General features: G+C 53.4%; 28 protein-coding genes. 20 read left to right on the top strand and 8 right to left on the bottom strand.

Features of this window, described 5'->3' with window-relative positions; translation table 11 throughout:
* Window positions 1-2: 2 nt before the first annotated feature.
* Window positions 3-359 (bottom strand): DUF3579 domain-containing protein, encoded by a 357-nt coding sequence (locus GALF_RS09925; protein WP_013293926.1) that lies wholly within the window; start codon window positions 357-359, stop codon window positions 3-5.
* 494 nt (window positions 360-853) lie between these two features.
* On the opposite strand from GALF_RS09925, the gene rpsT reads away from it, so the two are divergent.
* The 13 genes from rpsT (at window position 854) to GALF_RS09985 (ending at window position 8,348) form a co-directional block, all read left to right on the top strand.
* Entirely contained in the window at window positions 854-1,117 is a 264-nt protein-coding gene (gene rpsT / locus GALF_RS09930; RefSeq protein ID WP_013293927.1) for a 30S ribosomal protein S20, read from the top strand.
* A gap of 187 nt (window positions 1,118-1,304) precedes the next feature.
* Complete coding sequence (locus tag GALF_RS09935) at window positions 1,305-2,477, top strand: aspartate aminotransferase family protein (protein ID WP_013293928.1); 1,173 nt, start codon at window positions 1,305-1,307, stop codon at window positions 2,475-2,477.
* 12 nt (window positions 2,478-2,489) lie between these two features.
* Window positions 2,490-3,425, top strand: a complete 936-nt coding sequence (gene argF / locus GALF_RS09940; RefSeq protein WP_013293929.1) for an ornithine carbamoyltransferase — start codon at window positions 2,490-2,492, stop codon at window positions 3,423-3,425.
* A complete protein-coding gene (locus GALF_RS16040; protein ID WP_013293930.1) occupies window positions 3,422-3,556 on the top strand; it encodes an ornithine carbamoyltransferase in 135 nt (44 codons plus the stop codon). Before argF ends, GALF_RS16040 begins: the two co-directional genes overlap by 4 nt.
* 13 nt (window positions 3,557-3,569) lie before the next feature.
* Window positions 3,570-3,839, top strand: a complete 270-nt coding sequence (locus GALF_RS09945) for a DUF4160 domain-containing protein (protein WP_013293931.1) — start codon at window positions 3,570-3,572, stop codon at window positions 3,837-3,839.
* Between the two features lie 7 nt (window positions 3,840-3,846).
* Window positions 3,847-4,083: a DUF2442 domain-containing protein gene (locus tag GALF_RS09950; RefSeq protein WP_013293932.1), complete on the top strand. Its 237-nt coding sequence runs from the start codon at window positions 3,847-3,849 to the stop codon at window positions 4,081-4,083.
* A 36-nt stretch (window positions 4,084-4,119) separates the two neighbouring features.
* Window positions 4,120-4,551, top strand: coding sequence for a thioesterase family protein (locus GALF_RS09955; RefSeq protein WP_013293933.1), 432 nt, complete (start codon window positions 4,120-4,122; stop codon window positions 4,549-4,551).
* Window positions 4,552-4,560: 9 nt separating this feature from the next.
* Window positions 4,561-5,784 (top strand): argininosuccinate synthase, encoded by a 1,224-nt coding sequence (locus GALF_RS09960; RefSeq protein ID WP_013293934.1) that lies wholly within the window; start codon window positions 4,561-4,563, stop codon window positions 5,782-5,784.
* A 25-nt stretch (window positions 5,785-5,809) separates the two neighbouring features.
* The gene (ppnP, locus tag GALF_RS09965) at window positions 5,810-6,121 is read left to right on the top strand and encodes a pyrimidine/purine nucleoside phosphorylase (RefSeq protein WP_013293935.1); all 312 of its coding nucleotides are present in this window, start codon (window positions 5,810-5,812) and stop codon (window positions 6,119-6,121) included.
* A 10-nt stretch (window positions 6,122-6,131) separates the two neighbouring features.
* On the top strand, window positions 6,132-6,620 hold the full coding sequence (locus GALF_RS09970) for a YajQ family cyclic di-GMP-binding protein (RefSeq protein WP_013293936.1): 489 nt from the start codon (window positions 6,132-6,134) through the stop codon (window positions 6,618-6,620).
* A gap of 4 nt (window positions 6,621-6,624) precedes the next feature.
* Window positions 6,625-7,041: a hypothetical protein gene (locus tag GALF_RS09975; protein WP_013293937.1), complete on the top strand. Its 417-nt coding sequence runs from the start codon at window positions 6,625-6,627 to the stop codon at window positions 7,039-7,041.
* On the top strand, window positions 7,038-7,580 hold the full coding sequence (locus GALF_RS09980; RefSeq protein ID WP_013293938.1) for a DJ-1 family glyoxalase III: 543 nt from the start codon (window positions 7,038-7,040) through the stop codon (window positions 7,578-7,580). The genes GALF_RS09975 and GALF_RS09980 overlap by 4 nt, the downstream gene beginning before the upstream one ends.
* On the top strand, window positions 7,581-8,348 hold the full coding sequence (locus tag GALF_RS09985) for a class I SAM-dependent methyltransferase (RefSeq protein WP_013293939.1): 768 nt from the start codon (window positions 7,581-7,583) through the stop codon (window positions 8,346-8,348). It abuts the gene before it with no gap.
* Between the two features lies 1 nt (window position 8,349).
* Here GALF_RS09985 and GALF_RS09990 read toward each other — a convergent pair whose 3' ends face one another.
* The 5 genes from GALF_RS09990 to GALF_RS10010 form a co-directional block, all read right to left on the bottom strand.
* A complete protein-coding gene (locus GALF_RS09990) occupies window positions 8,350-8,730 on the bottom strand; it encodes an OsmC family protein (RefSeq protein ID WP_013293940.1) in 381 nt (126 codons plus the stop codon).
* A 100-nt stretch (window positions 8,731-8,830) separates the two neighbouring features.
* Complete coding sequence (locus tag GALF_RS09995) at window positions 8,831-11,209, bottom strand: MtrB/PioB family decaheme-associated outer membrane protein (protein ID WP_013293941.1); 2,379 nt, start codon at window positions 11,207-11,209, stop codon at window positions 8,831-8,833.
* Between the two features lie 21 nt (window positions 11,210-11,230).
* A complete protein-coding gene (locus GALF_RS10000; RefSeq protein ID WP_013293942.1) occupies window positions 11,231-12,262 on the bottom strand; it encodes a DmsE family decaheme c-type cytochrome in 1,032 nt (343 codons plus the stop codon).
* Window positions 12,263-12,330: 68 nt separating this feature from the next.
* Complete coding sequence (locus GALF_RS10005; RefSeq protein WP_013293943.1) at window positions 12,331-12,669, bottom strand: c-type cytochrome; 339 nt, start codon at window positions 12,667-12,669, stop codon at window positions 12,331-12,333.
* A gap of 50 nt (window positions 12,670-12,719) precedes the next feature.
* On the bottom strand, window positions 12,720-14,630 hold the full coding sequence (locus GALF_RS10010; protein WP_223293690.1) for a cytochrome b/b6 domain-containing protein: 1,911 nt from the start codon (window positions 14,628-14,630) through the stop codon (window positions 12,720-12,722).
* Between the two features lie 647 nt (window positions 14,631-15,277).
* Here GALF_RS10010 and GALF_RS10015 point away from each other — a divergent pair.
* The 6 genes from GALF_RS10015 (at window position 15,278) to GALF_RS10040 (ending at window position 23,303) form a co-directional block, all read left to right on the top strand.
* Window positions 15,278-16,117 carry a substrate-binding domain-containing protein gene (locus GALF_RS10015; protein WP_013293945.1) on the top strand — a complete coding sequence of 280 codons (840 nt, stop codon included), beginning with the start codon at window positions 15,278-15,280 and terminating at the stop codon, window positions 16,115-16,117.
* Window positions 16,114-17,565, top strand: a complete 1,452-nt coding sequence (locus GALF_RS10020; protein ID WP_013293946.1) for a sensor histidine kinase — start codon at window positions 16,114-16,116, stop codon at window positions 17,563-17,565. Before GALF_RS10015 ends, GALF_RS10020 begins: the two co-directional genes overlap by 4 nt.
* Window positions 17,562-18,875 (top strand): sigma-54-dependent transcriptional regulator, encoded by a 1,314-nt coding sequence (locus GALF_RS10025; RefSeq protein WP_013293947.1) that lies wholly within the window; start codon window positions 17,562-17,564, stop codon window positions 18,873-18,875. Before GALF_RS10020 ends, GALF_RS10025 begins: the two co-directional genes overlap by 4 nt.
* A 108-nt stretch (window positions 18,876-18,983) precedes the next feature.
* Window positions 18,984-19,823: a phosphoserine phosphatase SerB gene (serB, locus tag GALF_RS10030; protein ID WP_013293948.1), complete on the top strand. Its 840-nt coding sequence runs from the start codon at window positions 18,984-18,986 to the stop codon at window positions 19,821-19,823.
* A gap of 28 nt (window positions 19,824-19,851) precedes the next feature.
* Complete coding sequence (locus tag GALF_RS10035; RefSeq protein ID WP_013293949.1) at window positions 19,852-20,472, top strand: hypothetical protein; 621 nt, start codon at window positions 19,852-19,854, stop codon at window positions 20,470-20,472.
* Between the two features lie 2 nt (window positions 20,473-20,474).
* The gene (locus GALF_RS10040; protein WP_013293950.1) at window positions 20,475-23,303 is read left to right on the top strand and encodes an adenosylcobalamin-dependent ribonucleoside-diphosphate reductase; all 2,829 of its coding nucleotides are present in this window, start codon (window positions 20,475-20,477) and stop codon (window positions 23,301-23,303) included.
* A 77-nt stretch (window positions 23,304-23,380) separates the two neighbouring features.
* On the opposite strand, the gene GALF_RS10045 is transcribed toward GALF_RS10040, so the two are convergent.
* Both GALF_RS10045 and GALF_RS10050 read right to left on the bottom strand, forming a co-directional pair.
* Window positions 23,381-24,724: an ATP-binding protein gene (locus GALF_RS10045; protein ID WP_013293951.1), complete on the bottom strand. Its 1,344-nt coding sequence runs from the start codon at window positions 24,722-24,724 to the stop codon at window positions 23,381-23,383.
* 3 nt (window positions 24,725-24,727) lie between these two features.
* Window positions 24,728-25,432: a response regulator transcription factor gene (locus GALF_RS10050; protein WP_013293952.1), complete on the bottom strand. Its 705-nt coding sequence runs from the start codon at window positions 25,430-25,432 to the stop codon at window positions 24,728-24,730.
* Between the two features lie 207 nt (window positions 25,433-25,639).
* Between GALF_RS10050 and GALF_RS10055 the strand changes: the two genes are divergently transcribed.
* Complete coding sequence (locus GALF_RS10055; RefSeq protein WP_013293953.1) at window positions 25,640-26,194, top strand: Spy/CpxP family protein refolding chaperone; 555 nt, start codon at window positions 25,640-25,642, stop codon at window positions 26,192-26,194.
* The last annotated feature ends 22 nt before the right edge of the window (window positions 26,195-26,216 follow it).

Consider the following 26,216-nt stretch of genomic DNA (forward strand, 5'->3'; position numbering starts at 1 on the left):
CATCATGCACCCCGTATTGCACACAGATCACGCCGGTCGGCACTCAGAGCCGGATGTTTGGCAGTTTCGGACAACTGGTCGGGCGTTCTGCCCGAACGCACTTTGAGATTGTTATCCTTCGCGAATTGGCACACCGCTGTATAGGCTTCAATATCGGCAAGCTGTAACCGAGCATCCATCACCACCGCGGGGAGTCCATCGATGTTCATCGGATGCAGATAGTCAGAATGACTGATCCGGTTACTGTCAGATTGCTGCGCCAGCATTCCGCACAGACGCTCAGCCCAATCGGGGTATGCAAACACCTCACCCTCAGACGTAATACCCAGTATCACCCACTCATTCAGATTACGAATCATCTTGCTATCCTCTTAGCATCCTCAGTCAATCTTGCTCGGCACGGCCAGACTCAGTAACGCTGCCGTATGTCGGCTGCGATAATATCACTGAATAATTGATAATTTTACATTATATGGCACATTTAATTACAGGAAACTTACACGCCAGCACTACGCAACAACCACCTTTAAATGGGCCTGCCTGAAAAATACCGATTAATGCTACAACTAAAAAGTGTTCATCCTCGAACAGGATAATAGCCCGCTGAGATTCCGAGTCCGCTCCGGAGCAAATATGACTATAGCCAGAAAATGTCGACGAAGCACCCGATTTATCCTAGCGTAAAATCGGCAGTACGCACAGCGCATAACCGACTATAAAGATGTTTTTGATGCCCGAAAAATCTGCCGACAGACGACATCAAGGCACACCACATTATAAATATTTGCAAATTTTGCAATAAGTCACTAGAATGCTCCCCTTTCCAGCAAGCTGAATTTCAAGGAGTAGTAACATGGCAAATAGCGCACAAGCCCGTAAACGTGCTCGTCAAGCAGTAAAACAAAATGCTCACAACAGCAGCTTGCGCTCAGAATTGCGCACTGCCATCAAGCGAGTGATCAAAGCGATCGAAGCTGGCGACAAAACCGCAGCTCAGAGCGTTTATCGTGATTCAGTCAGCACCGTGGACAGTATCGCTGACAAGAAGATCATCCACAAGAACAAGGCATCTCGCCATAAGAGCCGTCTTTCTGCTGCTATCAAGGCAATGGCTTAATTGCCCTGACGCTTTGATGCAACGCCTATGAGCCGACAGTGATGTCGGCTTGTTTGTTTTATACTTGTCATTTTAGTTTCACTTGCCTAGACAGGGCTGTTTGGCTCAATATACGCCTTCTTTCTGGCTGTATTTTGCTGTCCAACGGCGGCAAGCTCCGCCTATATCTGCTTTCAAAAGGTGCCGTATGTCACATGTGATGAACACTTATGCTCGCCAACCCGTCGCATTCGTTCGGGGAGAAGGCGTCTGGCTATGGGATAGCGCAGGAAATCGCTATCTGGACGGCTTGTCCGGCATTGCCGTCAATACGCTGGGTCACGCACACCCGCGCTTTACCGCTGCCCTCACAAAACAAATCGGCACGCTGATCCACTGCTCCAACGTCTATCAGGTCAATGAGCAGGAGCAACTGGCCGACAAACTGTGCGAGTTGTCCGGCATGCAGGAAGTGTTCTTCAGTAATTCCGGCTGCGAAGCCAATGAGGCGGCGATCAAACTCGCACGCCTGTACGGCCACGGACGCGGAATCGATACCCCAGCCATCATCGTGATGGAGAAATCCTTCCACGGCCGCACGCTGGCCACCCTCTCAGCGACCGGTAACCGCAAGGTTCAGGCAGGTTTTGAGCCACTAGTCACAGGCTTCATCCGCGCGCCTTACAACGACCTGGACGCAGTGCGTCATATTGCCCAGCACAATGCCAATGTGGTGGCGATCCTGGTCGAACCCATACAGGGCGAAGGCGGCATCTGTACGCCGGATGCATCCTATTTGCAGCAGCTGCGTCAAATCTGTAACGAAAACAATTGGCTGCTGATGCTCGACGAAGTGCAAACCGGCATCGGCCGCACCGGCAAATGGTTCGCCCATCAGCACACAGGAATTTTGCCGGATGTCATGACGCTGGCCAAAGGCTTAGGATCAGGCGTGCCCATCGGCGCTTGCCTTGCAGCGGGCAAGGCCACCGGCACATTCAAGCCCGGCAATCACGGCTCGACCTTCGGCGGCAACCCGCTCGCCTGTGTCGCAGGGCTAACCACCTTGAACATTGTCGAGCAAGACCGACTGGTGGCTCACGCAGAACAACTGGGGCAATTTATCCGCGCGGGCTTTACCACCGCCCTGCAAGGAGTCACGGGTTTCCGCGAAGTGCGCGGCATGGGACTGATGATAGGCGTAGAGCTGGATAAGCCCTGCGGCGATCTCGTCAAACAGGCATTAGCGCGCGGCCTCCTGATCAATGTCACCGCCGACAACGTCGTACGCTTACTCCCCTCTTTAGTCATTTCGCAGACGGAAGCACAGCAATTGCTGGACCTGCTCTGCCCGCTGATCAAAGAATTTTTGCAATCCTGATTGGAACGAACCATGTCAGAAAAAAATGGCGCGCCAGTAAAACATTTCCTGCAATTCAAAGACTTGAACCGCGAGGAATTGGAATATCTGTTCGAACGTACCCGCATCATCAAACAAAAATATAAGTCCTACCAGCAATACTGGCCGCTGTCTGATCGCACGCTGGTGATGATCTTCGAAAAGGCCAGCACCCGCACCCGCCTGTCTTTCGAGGCCGGCATGCAGCAACTGGGCGGCTCGGCGATCTACCTGAATACGCGCGATTCGCAACTCGGGCGCGGCGAACCGGTAGAAGATGCAGGACAAGTGATTTCGCGCATGTCAGATATCGTGATGATCCGCACTTTCGAGCAGTCTATTATTGAGCGCTTCGCGGCCCATTCGCGCGTACCGGTCATCAACGGCCTGACCAACGAATACCACCCATGCCAAATCCTGGCCGACATCTACACTTACATTGAGCAGCGCGGCAGCATTCAGGGCAAGACGGTGGCGTGGATCGGCGACTCCAACAATATGTGCAACACCTGGCTGCAGGCCGCCGAGATACTCGACTTTAACGTCCATGTCTCGACCCCGCCAGAATACGAAGTTGAACCCGAACGCGCAGGACTCTACGGCCACGAACACTACGAAGAATTCACCGACCCGATGGAAGCAGCACGCGGCGCTGATCTGGTCACCACGGACGTGTGGACCAGCATGGGTTTTGAAGCTGAAAACGAAGAGCGCATGAAGGACTTCGCAGACTGGCAGGTGGATGAAGACATGATGGCCGTTGCCGCAAAGGATGCGCTGTTCATGCACTGTCTGCCCGCACATCGTGGCGAAGAAGTATCCGCCGGCGTGATGGACGGCCCGCAGAGCGTGGTCTGGGACGAAGCGGAAAATCGCCTGCATGTCCAAAAAGCACTTATGGAATACTTGCTATTAGGGAAAATTCAATGAAAATAGAACTCTCTGAGCAGGCGATTTCGGCGCAGGCACAAAAACATCCGCGCAGCAGAGGCCGCAGCCAAAATAGATTGCATGTACAGAAAGCTTTAATGGAGTACCTATTGTTAGGCAAGGTCAATTAAAAGGAACTTCGATATGCCAACAATCAGTATGTTTTACGGCATACTTGTTTTGATGTTTTATCGGGACAACCGTCGCCATCATCTGCCGCACATTCATGTGCGCTACCAAGGGGTAGAAGCGGCAATTGCGATTGATGATGGCCGTATCTTTGATGGTGAGCTGCCACCAAAACAACTGAAGATGGTTCAAGCTTGGATTGAGATTCACAAGGAAGAATTAATGGTGGATTGGGAATTGGCGGTTAACGGTGAAGATCCATTCCGCATTGCGCCGCTACAGTGAGGAATAAATGTTAATTGATGTTGTCAGTGTAAAAACCACGCCCGACTTTCAACTGGAACTCGCTTTTCAAAATGGCGAACAAAGGCGCTTTGATATGCGCCCCCTGCTGACTATGCGCCCGTGGAGTCGCATTTCTTCATCACAACTTTTTCATAGAGCCAAAATTGCTTATGGAACGGTCATTTGGCCCGGCGAAATTGATATTGCACCCGAAACACTTTATGACGACTCCACTCCGTTATGAGCATATTGGCTAACATACAGAACAGGCTACAGTAGGATGAAAGACACATTAAAACCGGGCATCCGCTTCGAGCACAAGTATTTAGTACCCGCCAATAAGACCGTGCCTGCACTGTATCCGGAATCGCCTGAGTTTCTCGCGATGCCCGAGGTGTTCGCCACCGGCTTCATGGTCGGTTTTCTGGAGTGGGCCTGCATCATGGCGATCAAGCCCCATCTGGATTGGCCTGAAGAACAATCCGTCGGCACGCATATCAACGTCAGTCACGAAGCCGCCACACCGCCCGGCCTTGAAGTGACCGCGAGCGTCGAACTGACTATCGTTGACGGCAGACGACTGACATTCGCCGTATCAGCTCACGATGGCGTAGACACCATCGCCCGCGGCACCCATGAGCGCTATGTGATTAACAAAGAAAAATTCGATAACAAGCTGCGCGACAAGCGCGAAAAAATAAACCAACGATAGGACACAACTATGAGCGACATCAAAAAAGCAGTACTCGCCTACTCGGGCGGCCTCGACACCTCAGTCATCTTGAAATGGCTGCAAGACACCTATCAGTGCGAAGTCGTGACTTTCACCGCCGATGTCGGCCAGGGCGAAGAGTTGGAACCGGCACGCGCCAAGGCGCTCAAGATGGGCATCACCCCTGAAAACATCTACATCGATGATCTGCGGGAAGAATTTGTACGCGATTTCGTGTTCCCGATGTTCCGCGCCAACACCGTCTATGAAGGCGAATACCTGCTCGGCACCTCCATCGCACGCCCGCTGATCGCCAAACGTCTGATCGAAATCGCATCAATGACGGGCGCTCAAGCAATCTCGCACGGCGCAACTGGCAAGGGCAACGATCAGGTGCGCTTTGAACTGGGCGCATACGCCTTGAACCCGAATATCAAGGTCATCGCACCGTGGCGCGAATGGGATCTACTCTCACGCGAAAAACTGATGGCCTATGCCGAAAAACACGGCATTCCGGTCGAAATGAAACACAAACAAGGCGGCTCGCCCTACTCAATGGATGCGAACCTGCTGCATATCTCCTACGAAGGTCGTCATCTGGAAGACCCGGCAGCGGAAGCTGAAGACTCGATGTGGCGCTGGACCGTATCACCTGAAGTCGCACCGGATGCCGCAGAGTATCTGGATCTTGAATTCAAGAACGGCGACATCGTGGCACTGAACGGTACAGCCATGTCACCTGCCACTATACTGGCAAAACTCAATGAACTGGGTGGCCGTCACGGCATCGGTCGTCTGGATCTGGTGGAAAACCGCTATGTCGGCATGAAATCGCGCGGCTGCTACGAAACACCCGGCGGCACCATCATGTTAAAAGCCCATCGCGCCATCGAATCCATCACGCTGGATCGCGAAGTCGCCCATCTGAAGGACGATCTGATGCCGCGCTACGCCTCGATGATTTACAACGGTTACTGGTGGGCACCGGAGCGTCTGGTGCTGCAAACCCTGATTGATGCAACCCAGAAAACCGTCAATGGCTGGGTACGCGTAAAACTGTACAAGGGCAACGTCATCGTTGTCGGGCGCGATTCCAAGACCGATTCGCTGTTCGATCCGACCATCGCGACCTTCGAGGACGACAAGGGCGCCTACGATCAAAAAGATGCGGCCGGCTTCATCAAGCTCAATGCACTGCGTTTACGCATCGCGGCCAAGCTGCATTCAAAATAACCGTTAAATTTTAAGGAACTATCCTATGTCACAATTCGATAATGTCAGCGTAGTCAAAAAAGGCAATGTATTTTTCGACGGAAAATGCGTCTCGCATTCAGTTATTTTTGCCGATGGCACGCGTAAGACAGTCGGCGTCATTCTGCCCAGCACCCTCACCTTTAACGTCGGCGTACCCGAAGTGATGGAAATCACCTCAGGCACCTGCCGCGTCAAACTGGGCAACGATACCGAGTTCCGCGTCTACGCTGAAGGCAGCCAGTTTTCAGTCCCAGCCAACGGCAGTTTTGTCATCGAGTCTGATGACGTCGTCAACTACGTTTGCAGTTTCGGCTAAGGAGTACCGCATGCCCTCTTTCGATATCGTTTCAGAAGTAGAAAAAGAAGAAGTTAAAAACGCGGTTGAACAAACCAACAAGGAAGTCTCCACCCGCTTCGACTTCAAAGGCTCTAACGTGCGCGTCGAACAGGCCGAGTTGAAACTCACGATCTGGGCCGACAACGAATTCCAGCTCGATCAGGCGCAGGACATTTTGAACGGCAAGCTAACGAAGCGCGGCGTCGATATCAAGTGCCTGGAGATCAGCGAGAAAATCGAAAAAGTCAGCGGCAACAAGGTCAAACGTGAATGTGAAGTTAAAGTCGGCGTTGAAATTGAACTGGCGAAGAAAATCGTCCGCCACATCAAAGACAGCAAGATGAAGGTGCAAGCGAGCATACAGGGCGACACCGTACGCATCACCGGAAAAAACCGTGACGATTTGCAGGACGCGATCGCCTTCATCAAGAAGACGATCACCGACTTCCCGCTGCAATATCAAAATTTCCGCGACTAACGAAATGCAGAAGAACAGCATTGACGCCTATGTCGAATTCTCATTCAAAGGGGAATACTATCGCTATGCGAGCTGTCTCGACCTGCATCAGTTGCTGCTGCGGCACGATGAAATGCCGCCGATACACGCCCTGCTGGCACAGGAACACCGTGTTGATACCTACTCCTATTTGTTTGAGGTGATGGAGGAAGAACCCGTTGAGTTTTCTCATCCCCAAGGGATCGCGAACGATTACATGCGTGACGGCAAGTTTAGCCTGTACGAACTGGCTGAAAACTGGCATAACGCGAAGGCCGAAATCCTGCTGCAAACCGTTGCAGCGCGAGAACTAAATATCACCGATTTAAACCAGCAACCGGCTCTCAAACGTGCGCTCGTGGCCGCCTACCAGCTGGGTCATGGCGTGGGTCGTGGCAAATGAAAACGGCACTGGTGCTGTTCGCAGCAGGCAGCGAAGAACTGGAAACCGTCAGTATCGTCAACCTGATGCGCCGCGCTGGTATCCCGGTAACGCTGGCGGGCCTCACCTCCGGCGCATTAGCGGGCAGCAGAGGAATCTCCCTCTTGCCGGACACCACGCTGGATGCCGTACTGCACGACAGTTTCGACCTAATCGTGTTGCCCGGCGGTCAGCCCGGCACCCGGCACTTGATGGCGGATGCCCGCGTGCTGCAACTAATTAAGCAGATGGCGAGTCAAGATAAGTTTGTCGCAGCGATTTGTGCCGCCCCGATGGTGCTGGCCGCTGCCGGATTGCTCGATGGAAAACGCGCCACCTGTTACCCGACCTGCCTCGATGACTACCCGAAAGTGCGAGTGCAAACGTCGGCGCTTGTCGAGGATGGCAAACTTATCACCTCACGCGGCCCCGGCACGGCGATGGATTTTGCGCTGCTGCTCGTCGAGCGACTGGCCGGCAAGTTAAAGCGCGATGAAGTCGAAGCCGGTCTGGTTCGCTAATTGCTAGCACTGTTCAACAGGCTGCCACCGTCCGTCACCGCACTGCTGCTGCAACTCGCGGGCGGTGCACTCTCTCTGCTACTTCTGCGCATCACCGGCATCAATCCTGTCCCGCTCGCCTTCGCGCTGTTGTGCGGCACACTTTCCGCAGGACTGAGTCATCTGGCAGGCCAGGCACGCTGGTGGCTCGCCATCCAGTTGCTGTTCGCCCCCGCACTGGTCATGACGCTCAGTTTCGACATTCCGCCGTGGCTGTTCCTTGCCGCTTTTTTGATCATGCTGACCGTCTACTGGAGCACCTTCAGCACGCAGGTGCCGCTGTATCTGTCCAGCAACAAAGTCTGGCACGCACTGGAAGACTTGCTGCCACCCGAGAGCACACGCTTCATCGATCTGGGTTCAGGCTTAGGTGGCGTGCTGACGCATCTGGCACGCGTACGACCTGACGGCCATTACTCCGGTGTTGAATACGCGCCGCTGCCTTTTTTATGGAGCTGGCTGCGCACCCGCCCTTATCCCAATTGCCATGTACACTGGGGCAGCATCTGGGATGAGCGCCTGCCCGCCTGCCACCTCGCGCAATACGATGTCGTATTCGCCTACCTGTCTCCCGTGCCGATGGAAAAGCTGTGGCACAAGGCACGCGAGCAGATGCGTCCGGGCACGCTGCTGATCAGCAGCACCTTCAGCATTCCCGGCCACGCGCCGCAGCAAACGGTTCAGGTGGACGACCTGCACCAGTCGACCTTACAGGTCTGGCGGATGTAACTTAGGCCGCCTCGACGGTGACAAACTCGATTTGCGCACCGTCATGAATCAACTCCTTTACGGCACAATGGCTGATTTCCGCCAAAATCTGCTCGCGCTGCTCAGCCGTAATGCGCTCAGGAAAGGTAATTTCCGTCACAAATCGCGCCGGAATCAGCATATTGCCCTGACGCACAACGGGCTTGCAGGAAATTTCGATGCCTTCGGCGCTGATCCCCAGCGCCTTGCACGCCTTGCGCGTATAGACGCCGGCACAGCCCGCCAGCGCGGCATAGGTGGCTTCCAGCGGATTGGGCAGACTGCCATCCACGCCATAGCTAATGACGTGATTTTTATAGTGAACGTGTAACTGGCTGGCATCGGTCATCGACAACTGGTACATGGTAAACCTCACTTGTATATTAGATAAAACTAATATAGCACATACGCGTATCAATGGCGAAAAAAAACCTGCCCGAAGGCAGGTTTTTAAATACAACTGCTTAGAACGTGAGGGTATAGCTGGCAGCCACCGCGTGAATTGCATAATTGGGTGACATCATACCTGTTGGCATCATACGACCCGAGGTGAAGCCAAACGCTTCGCCGTTGTAAAAAAAGTCGCTACTTTTCATTTGCTGAAAGAGGTAACCCAGCGTAACTTTCCCCGTCTTGTTTACCTGATAGTTTCCGGTCAGCTTGAGGGTGATCACATTGGTCTTGATGTCCGGTGTGTCGCCGCAAACAAGCGTGGAGTTAGCTAATGAAGTAGAGGCACAGGTTAACAGCGCTGGCACTTGAGTCGAATAGCGCGACTTATCCAGCGAATAGGACAAATCACCAAGCAGTTCAAACTTCCCGCCCATCAATCCAGTATGCTTGGTATTAAGACCAATTGCATTGCTGGTATCTGTGAGCTGATTGGTATAGGTGTTAACGGGTACTACATTTGCCGTAACCCCATTACCCGCGAATGTGGCGTTCGCTCCGCTGCGCATATTCCGCCGGCCATTCTGCCACGATGCATATGCCGCGACGCTGCTCTCTTCGCTGTAGCTATAGGTCGCATCCAGATTAATACTGACACTCTGCCCATCCTGCACACCCAATACCGCATCGTACTTGTCATTCGAATAACGACCATTCAAACCCAGATCAAGTTTCTGCGATGCCTGCCAGTTCACCCCTGCTTTTAACATATCCTGCTTGCGCGAAGCATAAGGATAGGCGACAAAACCGACAAAATCTCCGCCGTTGAGTACAGAATTGGCACCACCAGCCAATATTGAAGCTCTATTACCCACATTCGACAGGAAATTATGGTCGAACACCGCTTTGCGGTTTGCGTAGTTGTAGCCCGCATTGAGACTGACACTATCCGTAGCCTTCATCCGATAGGCCAATGCCAGCTTATCTTCGGTACTGGAAGGACTCGCAACGCACTGAGCACCGCCCACCACATTGTTGCAACCGCGCTTGATGTCTTCGCGCTCGTAGGCGACACGAAGATTCTGCCCCTTAGCGATACGGTAATCAGCTGCCAGCTCAAGCTGGGTCTTCCTGTTGCTGTACGGAGTATTCACACCTGTATATGACGTTGCCGCATTAGGTGCCAGATTGATCGACTGATAGAGGTAGGTATTTGATGCCGTGCGATTGTCCCGATCGTTATACTTAAAAGCGGCACTCAAGGTCAGATCTTTGGTGGTCTGATTAGTCAGTTTCAGATCCGCGTGAGTCGTGACAACCAATCCGTTGAGAGATGCCTGAGGCGGTAACGCTCCGCCAAACATCAGCGCGCTTGAGTAACTGTCATTTTGCGTATTACGTCCGTACGAAAATCCGCCTGCCAGCTTGGTTGCCGGTGAAAATACATAGCCACCGGTCAAATTAATCTGATGAAATTCATTGCTAGGCGCGGTGCTCATCGACAAAGACTGATAGGTACAGGCGCCACCGGAAGCGCAAGTAGAAACCGATGCGGCATTGTTCGTAACAGGATTCTGCCAGCTCAGGCTGTTATAGCCGTCGCGGAAGAGCGAACCGTAATAAGCTCCGGTCAGATGCCCGCTATCGCCGAGCCAGTTAAGCGCCAGATTGAAGTTGTCGGTTTTGTAATTAGTCGGATTCATCAAAACACTAACAGCCTCAGCACGCCAGGTACTTAACCCCGTCACCCCAGCCTGAGAAGCCCCAGCGATCAATTTTGCCCCGGTCTGATTGAGATGGTTGTAATCGAAATTGACGCTCCATTGCTCATTAAATGTATACGCAGCGGCAAAGGAAGTATTCTTGCGAGTCGTGCCGACCTTTTCAGTATGAAAAGCCGCTTGCTGAATCGGCGTCAACACTCGCGTGCTGCCGGTTACCCCAGGGAGATTCATATTAGCGGGGTTACCGTTCACCGTGCCAAATGTCGCCGGCAGGGTAAAGACATTCCCGCCCATCGCGCCCTGTTGCGGCGTTTGATAGGTATCGGTGATGTTGTGACGCAGTTCATCGTAGCCGATGCTCAAATCCCACTTACCCTGATTACTCAGAGAACCGCCCAGTGAACGCGAAGTTGTGCCCAGATCGCGACCATTGATATTCCAGCGTGTACCGCCCGCAACGCCCTCATAGGCATTGCCGCCGCGCAGATCAAAATTGCCGACAACACCTGCATTGGCCGTATTCAAACCGCTGTATTCACCAAACTTAGCGGATTGTTGCGAGACATTTCCCACGCCGATCTCGACCGAATTGATCGGACGCTTCAAGGCCGCCACCTCGTCGTTTACTTCATCAGCCGCATAAACAGGCACTGCAAACATCAGGAGCAAGGATCCTTGTACAGCCAAGGTCAGCGCATTAAATTTCATTTTCTCATTACGAATTTTCATGATTATCACCAGTTTTATAATTTAGCGATGCAACAGTGCGCCAGCTGGATGGTTCGAACCGTGAACCATGCTGTGGCAGTTCTGACAGCCGCGTCCGGTGTAACTTTCACTCGGATTTGTTGCTGTTGTCGCTGTAATACCCCCCTGAATACCGGCTGCATTGCCAGCGACAGGAACCTTGCTGTTATGCGGACCGTTGTGGCATTCGGAACATAAGAATGGCGCGCGAGATTTTAGCAATGGTGAAATATTGGAACCGTGCGGCGTGTGGCAATTGCTGCAATCTTCGGACACAGGCTGATGCTCCCACAGGAACGGGCCGCGTTTTTCTGCATGGCAGGTGTAGCAGGTTTCATTGAGGGTGTTTTTCTTCAATAATTTTGGGCCAGCCGAACCGTGTGTGTTGTGGCAATCGGAACAGGCAACCTTGCCTTCACCGATAGGATGGTGGGAAATACGGTTTTCCTGAGCGCGTTGTTCCTTGTGGCAGGTGTAGCAAACTTCAGGTTGTGTACGTTTGTCGCGAACCTTGTCATGAGCCGTGTGGACCTGGTGGCATGAAGTACAGGCGACATCGTTAGTTTGATGCGCACTGCCTGTCCACAAATGGCGCTTGCTATCCTTTGAGTGACAGGACAAACAGGCTTGATTGCGTTCTGCAACCGGTGTAGCGGAATTCTTACCGAACATATGATCCGGTTTTGGCGGTTTTGAACTGCCTTTGTGACCAAGATGCGCGATACTCTCACCGTGGCAACTAGTGCAGGTTGGGGTGCGACCATCTGATGTCACGCCGTGACGCGTCTGGCTGATAGCCAGCACTTTAGGAGAGTCCGATTCATCGTGGCAGACGGTGCATTTTGCATCGCCCTTGAGCACGAGATCCTTGGCAGCAGTTTTCAAAACTTCAACCGGCTTTGCTGCTGGTTCTGCGGAGGCCAGAAACACGTGACCGATATCCTTGCCCGCGTTTCGATTATCGGCGGCGAGTGCAACCGGTGCGAGTGAACCTAACAAGGCGCACGAGATAAGTACATTTGAAAACAACTTCATTTTAATTCTCCCTGACATTTTGAGACTACTGCACGGCTCAACACCGAGCCGTGCTTTTAACTTCCAACTTAAAGCGACAGTATCCAGCCGACCAGATTTTTAATTTCGCTCTGGTCCTTGGTTTCGATAATCTTGTGATTTTCTTCGGTCCCATCCTCCATCTTGACCTTAGGACCGGTGGTAATCTGCTTGATCAGCGAGACTTCAGCATCCGCTTTCCCCTTGTATTTGATCGCGATTTTCTTATAGGAAGGGCCTTTTTTGGTCTTGTCAACCGCGTGGCATTTGAAACAGTCATTCTTCTTAGCGAGCGACTTAGCAGCCGGCTCATCAATCGCAGCATGAGCCGAGCTAAACAAACCGGTTACCAGAACGAAAGCGATACTTGCGGCAAGTTGTTTCTTCATTATTTTCTCCAATTAAATAGTGTTCAGGCGGGCCCGGCCCGCCGTTGTTGTTACGTATTTCCGACAAATCCGATAATTACCAGCACCAGCAAGGTCAGACCGATTGCAATCAGGGTCAGCCCCAGCACCTTAGAGGCCAGTGTCATTTTCCGGCTCGGCGCATCCACCAGATACTTATCCAGCTCGCCCGATTCAACCAGACGGTTGTAGTGCTCTGTGTGTTCGCGCTTGAACTCTTCCACCGGCACGGAGCCTGTGAACATCACTACATCAGGCGGCGGGAACTTGTCCGGCCTGAAGTGGTTGTTGAAGAAGTGCACCGTGAACAGGAACACCGCAGCCAGAAAAGCTTCCTCGCCGTGCACCAGCGTCAACACGTTGAACATCCAGCCTGGCAAGAATTGCGCCGTGATGTGAGGGAAGGCCAGCATCAGTCCGCTGCTGCCGATGATGCCGACGCCCCAGAACACCGCCCAGAAGTCAAACTTTTCCCAGTAAGTCCAGCGATCAAATACGGGACGCGGACCACGACCGAAGAACCACCGGAACATCTCGACAATCTTATTCAAATCGTTCCAGTTTGGAATCAGCGAATCAGGGCCGAACCACTTAAAGGTTTTGCTGCGCAACAACTTGGCCAGCACGTAGACCAGTTGGGCGATGAAAATACCCAGAAAGGCGGTCGCACAGATACGATGGATAATGCCGGCGATTTTCGCGCCACCCAACGCCCTGACGACCACATGTGCCCATTCGGTATCTGCGTAGAACACCAGCATGCCGGTCAGGATCAGCGTCATCGTCACCAGCGCGAAGATCAGATGCGCCGCACGCGTCAATTTACTGAAGCGACGGATCTGCTTGCCCTTTGCAGGTCCACTCAACAAATCGTTGATTGCGATGTGTGACTTAGTATTGCCGTCCTTATTGAAGTAGACCGGGCAGCCATCCTTGTGCTCACGCCAGTACCACAAAGCTGAATGCAGCCAGAAGAACGCAAACACACCGGCGAGCAGGCTCAGCATGAATTTCGAAGCGATCCACATCTGCGGATACTTCTCAAAATTGTGCGTATTCGCGTGCGGTGCAAATGACACAAAGCCTGGCGTTGCCTTTTGCAAACCTGCCCAGCCCTTGTTGCCGCTATGACACTGCTGACAGGTCTTCAGGCGATTATCCGGATGCACGGTCGATTCAGGATCGGTTGGCGACAAGATGCCGTGACTGCCGTGACAGTTGTAGCACTTAGCGGTATAGCCGTAGCCCAGCGCATTCACCTGACCGTGAAAAGTTTCCGAATAGGATTTAAGATTTTCCGTATGGCATCCGCCGCAAGCCTGGACGATATCGAGCTTGAACGACTCACCCGAGGTATTAGTTATCCCGTGCGAGGTATGGCAATCGGTGCAAACCGCAGCCTTGGGACTATGTTCTTCCAGCACCTTCTTGCCGTGCACAGAAGTTGCATACTCTTCCAGTTGATCGGTGTGACACTTTTCCCCGCAGGTATTCGGTATAGCCAGATGCCACGCAGTCCGCGCGACACTGCCTTTAGGAGGCACATTGAATGAGTGCGTATCGTGACAATCATCGCAACTGGCGTTGGCGCGCGAAGGATCATCAGCATTGGCACGCGCATGAAAAGTTTTTTTATAGGCCTCGATATTGCTGACAACCTTACCCAGCCTCGATTTCTCCTCGGTCAGGTTGTCCTGTTTCACTGTTTCCCACAGCGCCGTGTGACACCCTACGCAACCGGCAGTTTTGGATTCAACCTTATGTGACTGACTGCCGTCCTTGATACCGGTATGACAAGCGACACACTGCATTTGTCCGTGCACGCTTTTGCTGAACGGGAGCTTTTTGATCGCATGCAGCACACGCATATCTTCACCGCCAGCCACCTTGATCTTGCCGTTGTGACACTTCAGACACGAGGCATTGTCGAGTTTATTGCTCACCTGAACCTGCGTACCTCCGTCAGATGAATCGTCGTCCTGAGCGAACGTTACGCTCGACAGCGCAAAAAGCACTACTGAGAAAAACCATAATGCCAATTTTGATAAATACATATAGGAATGAAAAAATTATTAACTGCCAGCTTATAAGCAATAAATATGCCATTCACACACAATCCATTCATTCAGGATAATTTATCTAACAATTACAATGGGGTAAGCGCACAGACCGCAAAAAAATAAGTTACGAAAATATTTACCGTGATGTGCAACAGTCACAAAACTTCGCGCAGTTACTTTCTGGTAACATAAACTTGAAAATGGCACCCGCCCCCACCCTCTCAGGCTCATTTATCGCGTCCTTTGAACAAGCAGCGGCCTAACGGCAGCACCTTGCCCCGCAATGCCTAGTACGACCCAGCTTTATAATTAAAGGCAACCAGCACATCCGCTCTGTCTGCGGCATGAAATTTGCGTAACTAACCATTGAGAGCTGCAATTACAGATCGGTTTGCACCTCCCCCCGTCTCAAACAGGTCTGCTTGTTTTACGGACCACTAAATCAATAAAGACAGGCGATCATCAGTTACCGAACAGTAACAACACTGTTTTTTAACTGATATAGTTACCAACTAGTAACAGAGGTTATCGTGAAAATTATTTTTAGACTGATTTTGACATGCTGGTTGCTGCTCATATCCAGTGTATTGCTAGCCACCCCGCTCAGACTCGGCATCACCTCGGCAACCGTGCGCGGTCAATACGCGCTGCTGGAAGAATGGCGCGACTACTTGCAGCGCAAACTCGACAGACCCGTCGAATTCATTTTTCGGGAAAGTTATCTGGAAAGCCTAGAGCTGTTGAAGCAAAACGAACTCGATTTTGCGTGGGTCTCGTCCCCCGCCTATTTTGAAAACAGTCGTCAAATGAGCCTGCTCGTGACCCCCTTATATCAGGGACAGCCTTTTGATCGCAGCTATCTGATCGTGCCGTCATCAAACCATGCCAGCCAGTCTTTGCTCGACCTTAAAAACAAGGTTTTCGCCTATGTTGACCCTGACTCCTCCACGGGCTATCTGCACCCCCGCTACCAGTTGCTACAGCAACATCAGAATCCCGAGCACTTCTTTAAAAAAACCTTCTTCACCCGCGACCATCAGAAAATTGTCGCAGCGGTCGCCATTGGCATGGCCGATGCGGGGGCCATGTCAGGTTTCGCGTGGGACAGTCTGGCACGTTCACGCCCCGACATCACAAACCAAACACGCATTGTCACGCGCTCTGCACCGTACGGATTCCCGCCGTTTATCGCGCGCAATTCACTCAGCAGAAGCGACTTCAACGACATGCAACGCGTGCTGATCAGCATGAATCAAGATCCCGATGGAATCAAACTGCTACAACGCCTCAATCTGGACGGATTTATCGTTGCTGATAGAAAGTTGTATCAAGGCGTGTATAAGATGATGCGCAGAATAGGCGACTTATGAAATTTTTCCTGAATCTCAGTTATCGCCACAAAATCCCGCTGTGGGGCAGTTTTTTGATCATTATTTCCGTGATCGCCGTCTCTGCCTCCTTTATCGGCAATGCCTACACGCATGTGGAAAGGGATCTATCCATCGATTCTGAAAAGCTGGGCTATTCTTTAAAGTCCAACCTGTTTACCGCCCTATTGCAAGACGACATCTGGCGCGCATTTGAAATCATCACTGAGGCGAGTCATAGGGAAAGTTCCAGCATGGTACAGGTCGAAAATATTCTGGTGCTCGACAACGCACAACGTGTGCTGGTTTCGACTCACCCGAAAGAGACGCCGATGCTCACTCACATGTACGAGCTCGGCCCGGAATTTTCTGAAATATCTCGCCATATCAGTCAAATGAGCGGTGATAAATCCAAGACCATCTACCTTCCCAAATCCAAACACTATTATTCGCTGACCCCCATTTCCCGCGAAAATGCCAGCTTGGGTACGCTGATCATCGTTCATTCAAAAGATGTCTTTTTTCCTCTATTTGCCAAAAATGCGCGTAACGGCCTGCTGGTTGGCACCCTTATCCTCGCGATATTGCTCCCCTTCAATTGGTACTGGGGACAACGCATGGCTCTACCGCTGGTGCAACTGGCCGCACGCATGGCACAACTCGGAAAAAAATGGCCCGAAGACCTCGACCCTGACTTATATGAATATCACGATGAACTGGGCCTGCTGTTCGAGGCTTACAATCAACTGCTCGATGATCTAAAAAACAAAGAAGTGCTGGAAATGCAGATCCTGCAATCAGAACGACTGGCCGCATTAGGCCAACTGGCGGCGGGCATTGCACACGAAATCAATAACCCGCTAAGCGGGATGCTGATGGCGATCGACACCCTAAAATGCCATAGCGAGACCAGCCCGCTAACCCAAAAAACCATCGCACTGATTGAACGCGGGCTGACACAAATCAAGGACACGGTCGCAGCGCTGCTAGTGGAAGCTAAAATGAAAAGCCGCAATCTACTGCCGCAGGACATTGAAGACGTGCTGACACTCATCGCCCCAATGAGCGGGAAAAAGGCCCTGCACATTGCCTGGCACAATAGTTTAGCCGATGAAGTCGCGTTACCGGCCACCTGTGTCCGGCAAATCATGATCAATTTACTGATGAATGCCATCAAGGCGGCCGCTCAGCAAGGTGAAATTTCCTGCGACATCAGTATGATTGACGGACAATTACAAATTTCAGTTATCAATGACGGAAAAACGCTCAGCGCCGAGCAGATCTCGCATTTGTTCGAACCCTTCGCCTCATTCAGCGAAGGCGGCCATGGCTTGGGGCTCTGGGTTACTTACCAGATCGTAAACCAGCTGAGCGGCACCATCTCGGTCAAAAAGGAGCGCAATAATCACATGAATTTCACCGTAAAAATCCCACTGGGAGAGCAAACTTGAGCACTTATCGTATCTGCCTGATAGAAGATGACCCTATCATGGGCGAGGCACTCTCCGACCGCTTCGAACTGGAAGATTATCACTGCGACTGGTTCAAAACCGGCGGCGCGGCAATACTGGCTTTGGGGCATACCAAATACGACATAGCGATCTGCGACATTCAGCTCCCCGACATTAACGGAGAAGACTTGTTCAAACAACTTAAGGCCAGCGAAGCCTGCCTGCCTCATTTTATTTTCACCACAGGATATGGCACCATAGACCGTGCGGTGCGACTCCTTAAACTCGGCGCACAAGATTACCTGACCAAGCCGCTGGACATACACGCGCTACTCAATACAGTTCAGTCCTTGTGTTCGCGCAGTGTGTGCAGCGTCACGCGAGACACCATGCTGGGTGTCTCGGCAGCGATGAGGCATGTTGAAGCCTTACTGCCCCGGATCGCCAAAAACCCGACCTCGGTACTGATCACCGGCGAATCCGGTGTCGGCAAGGAGCGTTTAGCACGCGCACTGCGCAGTCAATACGATCCCGAACACAAAATGCCCTTCGTCACCGTCAACTGCGGGGCACTCACCGAAAGCTTGCTCGAAGCAGAGTTATTCGGCTACGCCAAAGGCGCATTTACCGGCGCGTTGCGCGAAAAACGCGGCCTGTTTGAGCTGGCCAACGGCGGCACACTGTTTCTCGACGAAATCGGCGAAATGTCTCCAGCGATGCAGGTCAAACTGCTACGCGCGATTCAGGAGCGACAAATCGTCCGGGTGGGCGCAGAAACACCACTTCACGTCGATATCCGGCTGATTTGCGCCACCCATCAGGATCTGAAACAAATGGTCGAAGCCGGCAAATTTCGCGAAGACCTGTACTATCGAATTCATGTGATTCATCTGCACATTCCGCCACTCAGAGAACGCAAGGAAGACATTTTATGGCTTACCGGCAATTTACTGGAAGACTGGAATACACAGAATTCCGACCTGCGCACGCTGAGCAAACCGGCTGAACAGTCCCTACTCAACTACCCCTGGCCCGGCAACATTCGTGAACTCAAACATTGCCTGGAACGCTCCTGCATTCTGTCGCAACAAACTGAACTGAGTGCCGAACTGTTGTTCGACGATGCGCCGGCGCCTCCTGAAGAGACCTATTCAACGCAAGAGTCCCTCAGCGAATATATACAGGCCTGCGAAAAAAAGTACATCAACAATTGCCTGCGCATCAACGACGGTCATATTGCGGAAACCGCCGCATCCTTAGGCATCAGCCGGAAAAATTTGTGGGAAAAAATGAAAAAGCTGGGCATATAAAACAGACCATACTGATTTTCCCTGCATCGCACACCGTGCTTATGAATTAAAATATCGCTTTGTAAATAATGCTACCGCAGCATACCGTGCGGGCGAATACTGAAAACTATGAACCTCATCCTACTGGCCGTACACGATATTCCATCCGAACACATTGCGCACCTCGCCCGCCTGAGTTCAGCTGCCCGTAGCGAAAAAATTGACGAACAAACCTGGCGCCTATGCGAAGCACAGCAACACGACTCCCTTGCTACATTTTGTTTTGAACACCAGATTGACTACGGCTTCGTCGCACCTGGCAAAACGCTTGCCGATTTCGGCCTAGTGGTGATGGATATGGATTCGACGCTGATTTCCATCGAATGCATCGACGAGATCGCTGATATGCAGGGGCTAAAACCACAAGTTGCCGCGATCACGGAAGAGGCGATGCGCGGCGAAATCGATTTTTCAGAAAGCCTGCGCCGGCGTGTCGCGCTGCTCGAAGGGCTCGACGAAATCGCCTTGCAACGCGTGTATGATGAGCGACTGAAATTAAATCCGGGTGCCGAAGTCATGATGGCGGCGTTGAAGGCAAACAATATCAGGACGCTTCTGGTATCAGGCGGTTTTCTGTTCTTTACCGAGCGCTTAAAACCGCGCTTAGGTCTGGATTGCACCCATGCCAATACGCTGGAAATACTCGACGGCAAGCTCACCGGCCGTGTACTGGGCGAGATACTCGATGCGCAGGGCAAGGCGGAGTGGTTGGTCAAGCTACGCGACAGTTTAGGGCTAAACCCTGAACAGGTAATCGCAATGGGCGATGGCGCCAACGATCTGAAAATGATGGCGCAGGCAGGTGTGAGTATCGCCTACCATGCGAAACCCGTGGTTCGCGAAAAAGCGAGCTATGCTTTTAATTTCGTCGGTTTAGATGGCCTAGTCAGGCTGCTGAATCACAGTTAGCCGCACCGATGCAACACAGGGGGCACGCATGAACAACCGGATCAACCAGATCATCGAACAGATTGCAGCCCTCGAAGATGAGTTACAAACGCTCGCTCAAACGCAGGAAAATCGCTTGCGTTATCAGATTGCGGGGCGTCGCGTGGTGTTCGAACAGGCGATTCATGAGGCGCACCAGCGCGTCAAACAGGGCCTCTTCCGCTGGTTTCTCACGGTGCGTCCGCAAAACTATCTCACCATGCCCGTCATCTACGGCGCTGCCATCCCGCTGCTGCTGTTCGACTTATCCATCAGCCTATATCAGCTGCTGTGTTTTCCCGTCTATCGCATCAAACGGGTCAGGCGCGCCGACTATATCGTGTATGACCACCAGCACTTAGCCTACCTTAATGCAATCGAGAAAGCCCATTGCCTGTACTGTTCTTACGGCGTCGGCATGCTGGCCTATGCCCAGGAAATCATCGCACGAACCGAGCAGTATTTCTGCCCGATCAAACACGCCCGCAAAGTCGCCGCAGCCCACGGGCGCTACGCACAGTTTCTAAATTACGGCGAAGCGGAAAACTTTCACGAAAAACTGGAAGCATACCGCAGCGCGCTCGCCCGTGAAGCCGACGGCCAGCCCTCCATTCATTCTGAAAAGGAATAACCATGACTCAAGAAATCAGCATCGAGGTGTTACTGGAAAAATATGCAGAACCGGGCGAACTCTCGGTGAGCGATGTCCGGCGACGCGTGGCGCGGGGACTTGCGCTGGCCGAAAAACCCGATCAGCGTGCGCACTGGGAAGAGGCTTTTTATCTGGCGCAGGAAAACGGCTTCGTGCCTGCCGGACGGATCAACTCGGCGGCGGGACTCGCCATACAGGCGACACTGATCAACTGCTTCGTGCAACCGGTGGGCGATGCGATTTCCGGCATCACGGATGGCAAACCCGGCATCTACGATGCGCTGCAGCAAGCTGCCGAAACCATGCGACGCGGCGGCGGCGTTGGCTACGATTTTTCGACAATCCGCCCGGAAGGCGCGCTGGTCAAAGGCACTAATTCTCGCGCCAGCGGACCCATCTCCTATATGCGCGTGTTCGATCGTTCCTGCGAGACCGTCGAATCAGCAGGTGCGCGACGCGGTGCTCAGATGGGCGTGTTGCGTTGCGACCATCCTGACATCGAAAAATTCATCAGCGCCAAAGACAAGGGCGATCTGCGCAACTTCAACATTTCGGTGGGCGTCACCGATGCACTGATGCAGGCGGTCGAAGCCGATTCTGACTTCGAACTCGTGCACACAGCAGAGCCCGCTGCCGCACTCAGGGACGCCGGAGCGACTCAACGTGCGGACGGCCGATGGATATATCGCCGCGTGCGTGCCACCGATCTTTGGCGTCAGATCATCGAGAGCACCTACGATCATGCCGAACCCGGCGTGCTGTTCATCGACCTGATGAACCGTGACAACAACCTGTCCTACTGCGAAGTGATCGAGGCGACCAACCCGTGTGCGGAACAGCCACTTCCCCCTTACGGCTGCTGCTGTCTGGGCTCGATCAATCTGACCCGCATGGTCAAAAATCCGTTCTCGACCCACGCCGGGTTCGACTATGAACCGTTCAAGCAATTGATTAAAGTCGCGGTGCGCATGCTGGACAACGTGCTGGACGTGACCGCCTGGCCGCTGCCCGAGCAGCAACTGGAGGCGCAGAACAAACGCCGCATCGGCCTAGGCTACACGGGGCTTGGCGATGCGCTGGTGATGCTGGGACTGCGCTATGACACGGAAGAGGCGCGCGCCTTTGCCGCCGACATCACGCGCATCATGCGCGACGAAGCCTATGCCGCCTCGATTGAACTGTCCAAAGAACGCGGCGCCTTCCCGCTGCTCGATGCGGAACACTATCTGGCCGCCCCCCGCTTCGCTTCGCGCCTGCCGGATGAGATGAAAAACCATATCCGCGAATACGGCATCCGCAACAGCCATCTGCTGTCCATCGCGCCCACCGGCACGATTTCGCTGGCCTTCGCCGACAACGCCTCCAACGGCATCGAACCCGCCTTTTCCTGGTTCTACACGCGCAAAAAACGCATGATGGATGGCACCAGCAAGGATTATTCGGTCGAAGATCACGCCTGGCGTGTGTTTAAAAAACAGGGCGGCGATGTAAGCCATTTGCCGGAAGCATTCGTCTCCGCGCTGGAAATTCCCGCACTCGACCACATGAAAATGTGCGCCGCTGTTGCCCCCTACATCGACACGTCGATTAGCAAGACCGTCAATGTGCCAGCCGACTATCCCTTTGAAGACTTTAAAAATCTCTACACTGAAGCCTGGCGCGCGGGGCTTAAGGGACTGGCGACCTACCGGCCTAACAGCGTATTAGGCTCTGTGCTGTCGATCACGCCGGAACCCAAGAAAGGTGAAATCCCACAGGACTTCGTGTTCGATCAGGACAGACGCATTGAACTGGAAGCCGCGCCCAAACCTGCGCTCGCATCCTTGCGCTGGCCGGGTCGCCCTGCCCTGACCGCCGGCAGCGAAGGCTGGGTGTCCCAAGTCGTCAAACATCCGCTGGGCAGTTTTGTCGCGTTCGTCTCGCACACCGCCAACGACGGATGCAACCACCCGTTCGAAGTCTGGGTCAACGGCTCCGAACAGCCCCGGGGTCTTGGCGCACTGGCGAAATCACTGTCGATGGATATGCGTACCCGCGATCCGGTATGGGTGCGCATGAAACTGGAAATGCTGATGAAAACGGCGGGCGACGATGCATTCGACATGCCGATGCCGCCTGAGGGTGAAATAAAACGCATGCCGAGTCTCGTGGCCGCCTTCGCCTATTTGCTCAAATACCGCATCGAAACACTGGGTGCGCTGGAAGTGTGTGACGGCATGACCACGCCAATGATGGACGCGCTGTTCGCCAAAAAAGAACCTAAGACTGGCACTGACGGCACCATGAGCTGGACCGTGGATATTGCCAACGCAGGTTCAGGGGATGACTTCGTGCTGGGCCTCAAGGAACTGGTGCTGCCGGACGGACAACGCCGCCCCTATTCGATGTGGCTGTCGGGCGTCTACCCGCGCGCCCTCGACGGGCTGTGCAAACTGCTGAGTCTGGATATGCGCGTGATCGACCCTGCATGGATAGGCATGAAGCTGCGCAAACTACTCAATTTCGGAGAGCCCTTGGGAGATTTCATGGCACGCGTGCCGGGCGGCGCCAAGATGCAAAGCTATCCTTCGACCGTCTCCTATGTCGCCACACTGATCATTCACCGCTATGCCATGCTGGGCGTGCTGGACGAACACGGCTATCCGGTGCAGCAGATGGGCGTACTGGAAATACCCGAAGGACAGATCAAACCGACCGGGATCAAACCGCTGACCGGCAAGCTGTGTCGGGAATGCGGTAACGCGACATTGATCAAAAAAGACGGCTGCGAGTTCTGCACCAGTTGCGGCGCAATCGGTGCATGCGGGTAATTCATGGCCCGCCTGTCGACGGTCTCATTGTGGGCTACCTCTTTCGAAATAGCGATAAATCAGCCGCAATGACAGGCTCAGGCGGCTAGCCCGACAGGCAAGTTGATCGTGATGCACAGCCCGCCACCGGGATGATTGCGGGCGTAAATTTCCCCCTGATGGGCGATAATTACCCGTTGCGCAATGGCCAGACCCAAGCCATGGCCATCTGAGGCTTTCGTTTGCGCGCTGCGGAAGAAGGGCTCGAATATAGCGTAGCTATCCGCTTCAGGAACACCGCCTCCTTGATCTGAAACAGTGATGCATATCGTTTGATTGTGGTTTTTTTGCATCTTGATGGCGACTAAACCGCCAGACGGAGAGTGCTTCACGGCATTGCGCACGACATTCTCCACCGCACGGTGTAGCAGTTCTGCATTACCCCGAACAATAGCCCGACTGAGCGCTTCGATCTCTACACGGCAGCCGCTGGCGGCGGCCTCAAAGCGTGCATCCTCCGCCACGTCGGAGACAAGTTCGTTAAGATCGACCTGTTCGTTCAGTTTGCCCATCATGCCGGCTTCAAGTCGGGAAAGCGTCAGCAACTCGCTGACCAACGTATCCATGCGCACGGCTTCCCGTTCAATGCGCATCATGGAATCCTCGATCCGTTCGGGCTGCTGTCGCGCCAGACCGATTGCCGCCTGAAGCCGCGCCAGCGGCGAACGCAGTTCGTGCGAAACATCGTGCAACACTCTGCGCTGACCATCCATCAATTGCTGTAGCCGCTGCACCATGCTGTCGAAATCCCGGCCAAGGTCGGACAGCTCGTCACGCCGACTCCCCATGACTGGAGCAAGACGCACGTCCAGAAGTCCATTTGAAACCGCTGCAAAAGCCGCGCGGAGTGTGCGTATCGGCTTGGAGAAATACCAGGCCAGTAATGCCGCGAAAAACAGACTCACCACGCCACCCGCCAGCAAGGGCATGACAGGCGGCAACATCCCTCTATCATGCGGCGGCGGTTCCATCCGCCCATCTAAACGCGGGTAACTTGGGGGCTGCGCGAACAACAGATAGGTATGCCCGTCAGCTGCGGCAACTTTCTCCGCGCTGCCGAAATTGTCTTGCGAACCTCTAATCTGATTGGCCTGCACAAGCATCGTCTCCGAAACCGGGCGGCCCAAAATATCCCGGTTGTTTTCATCCACAGCAAAGACTGACGGGGCCGGTTCACGGCTTTGCTCCCGCAAGAGCCACCGCAACGCCTCGGGTCCGCCGTATCGCAATGTTGAAGCTGCGGCAGCTACAGCCGACGACTGCGGCGCGCGAAACCGTTCCATCCCGGGAGATCGCAACCACATCGCGCCGCCCACGCCGATGACGCTAGTGACCTGCGCCAACCAGAAGAAAATAAAAAATTTCCAGAACAGTCGTCCCACGCGCTACTCCCTGATGAACTGGTAACCCTTATTGAACACGGCCAGTATGCGGGAGCGCCCATCCGGCAGCGGCTCCAGTTTGCGACGTATGCTGCTGAGGTGAACATCGATGCTGCGATCAAATCGAGCCAGCGGCCGCCCCAAAGCCTGCTCAGACAGTTCCGATTTGCTCACCACTTGTCCGGCGTTTCGCGCCAGTACCTCTAGCAGGTTGAACTCGGTGCTGGTCAGTTCAAGCGGTTTGCCTGCCCATTCCGCGCGCCGCTGCTCGGGCCAGATGGACAACACGCCGGCAATGACCGTTGATGAGGATAAAGCCGATTCCGCACCGCTGCTGCGGCGCAGGATAGCGCGGATACGAGCCGTCAGTTCGCGCGGGGTGCAGGGCTTGGGCACATAGTCGTCCGCCCCCAGTTCGAGGCCGATGATGCGGTCAGCATCATCTCCCCGGGCGGTCAACATCAACACCGGCATCGCGCCTTGGGCGCGGATCTGAACAAGCACATCGATGCCGCTTTTTCCGGGCATCATCACGTCCAGCACGGCAATATCATGGTGCCCCTGCAGCGCCTCTGTGATGCCAGATTCTCCATCATGCACCGCCTTGACCTCGAAGCCTTCACGCTCCAGATAAACCCGGAGCATCCCGGCAAGCTCAACATCGTCGTCAACCAGCAAAACTTTCGTTTTCATCGTGTGCAAATTCATTAACAAGGTTCCGGTCATTGTAATTAAGCGTACTCCCAGAGCACAGCCGCCTGTATCCGCATTTACACGTTTTTACACCTGACAGCCTGCATTTTTACATGAATTTACGCGTGGTTAACGGCACTTTACAGCACCTCCCCTGAGAATGGCAGCCACTCGATGATGCACCCTTGTAGAAATCGAGTTAACCAACTTTGGAGGATGTATATGAAAAAGCTCGCAAGAAAATTCCGCTACGCTTTGATAGCCGGCGCAATAGCGCTGGCATTACCCGCACACGCCTCAGCGTGTGATTGTCAGGATCAACATGCCCGTTCAAAACAGCCCGGAGCAATCACCACGCATAATGAAATGAGATTACTCATGCCACAAGGGATGCCTCATTTTCCTCCGGGCGCAATGATGGCACAGCCTCCTTTTCCGCCCGATGGCAAACTCATCCCACCCTTTCTTCGCGACCTCGATTTGACCGAGGCGCAACAGGATAAAATATTTGAACTTTTGCACAACCAGGAACCAATCCTGCGCGAGCGGCATAAAGCCGTCCGCAAAGCGACTGAAGAATTCAACCGGTTAACGGCTTCGGATCATTACACGCCATCCGAGTTGCAAACGCTTGCCGACAAACTGGCCAGCGTATTCGCCGACACCCTCGTGCAGCATGCGGTAATGGAAGTAAAAATTCTGACGTTGCTAACAACCGAACAACGCAAGCAGGCGGATGAAATGCGCGCCAGATTCAGAGCGCCCCCTTATCCATAACCCTACGGATACTTACTTAACA

The organism is Gallionella capsiferriformans ES-2, from assembly GCF_000145255.1.
In the GTDB taxonomy this organism is placed as follows: Bacteria; Pseudomonadota; Gammaproteobacteria; order Burkholderiales; family Gallionellaceae; genus Gallionella; species Gallionella capsiferriformans.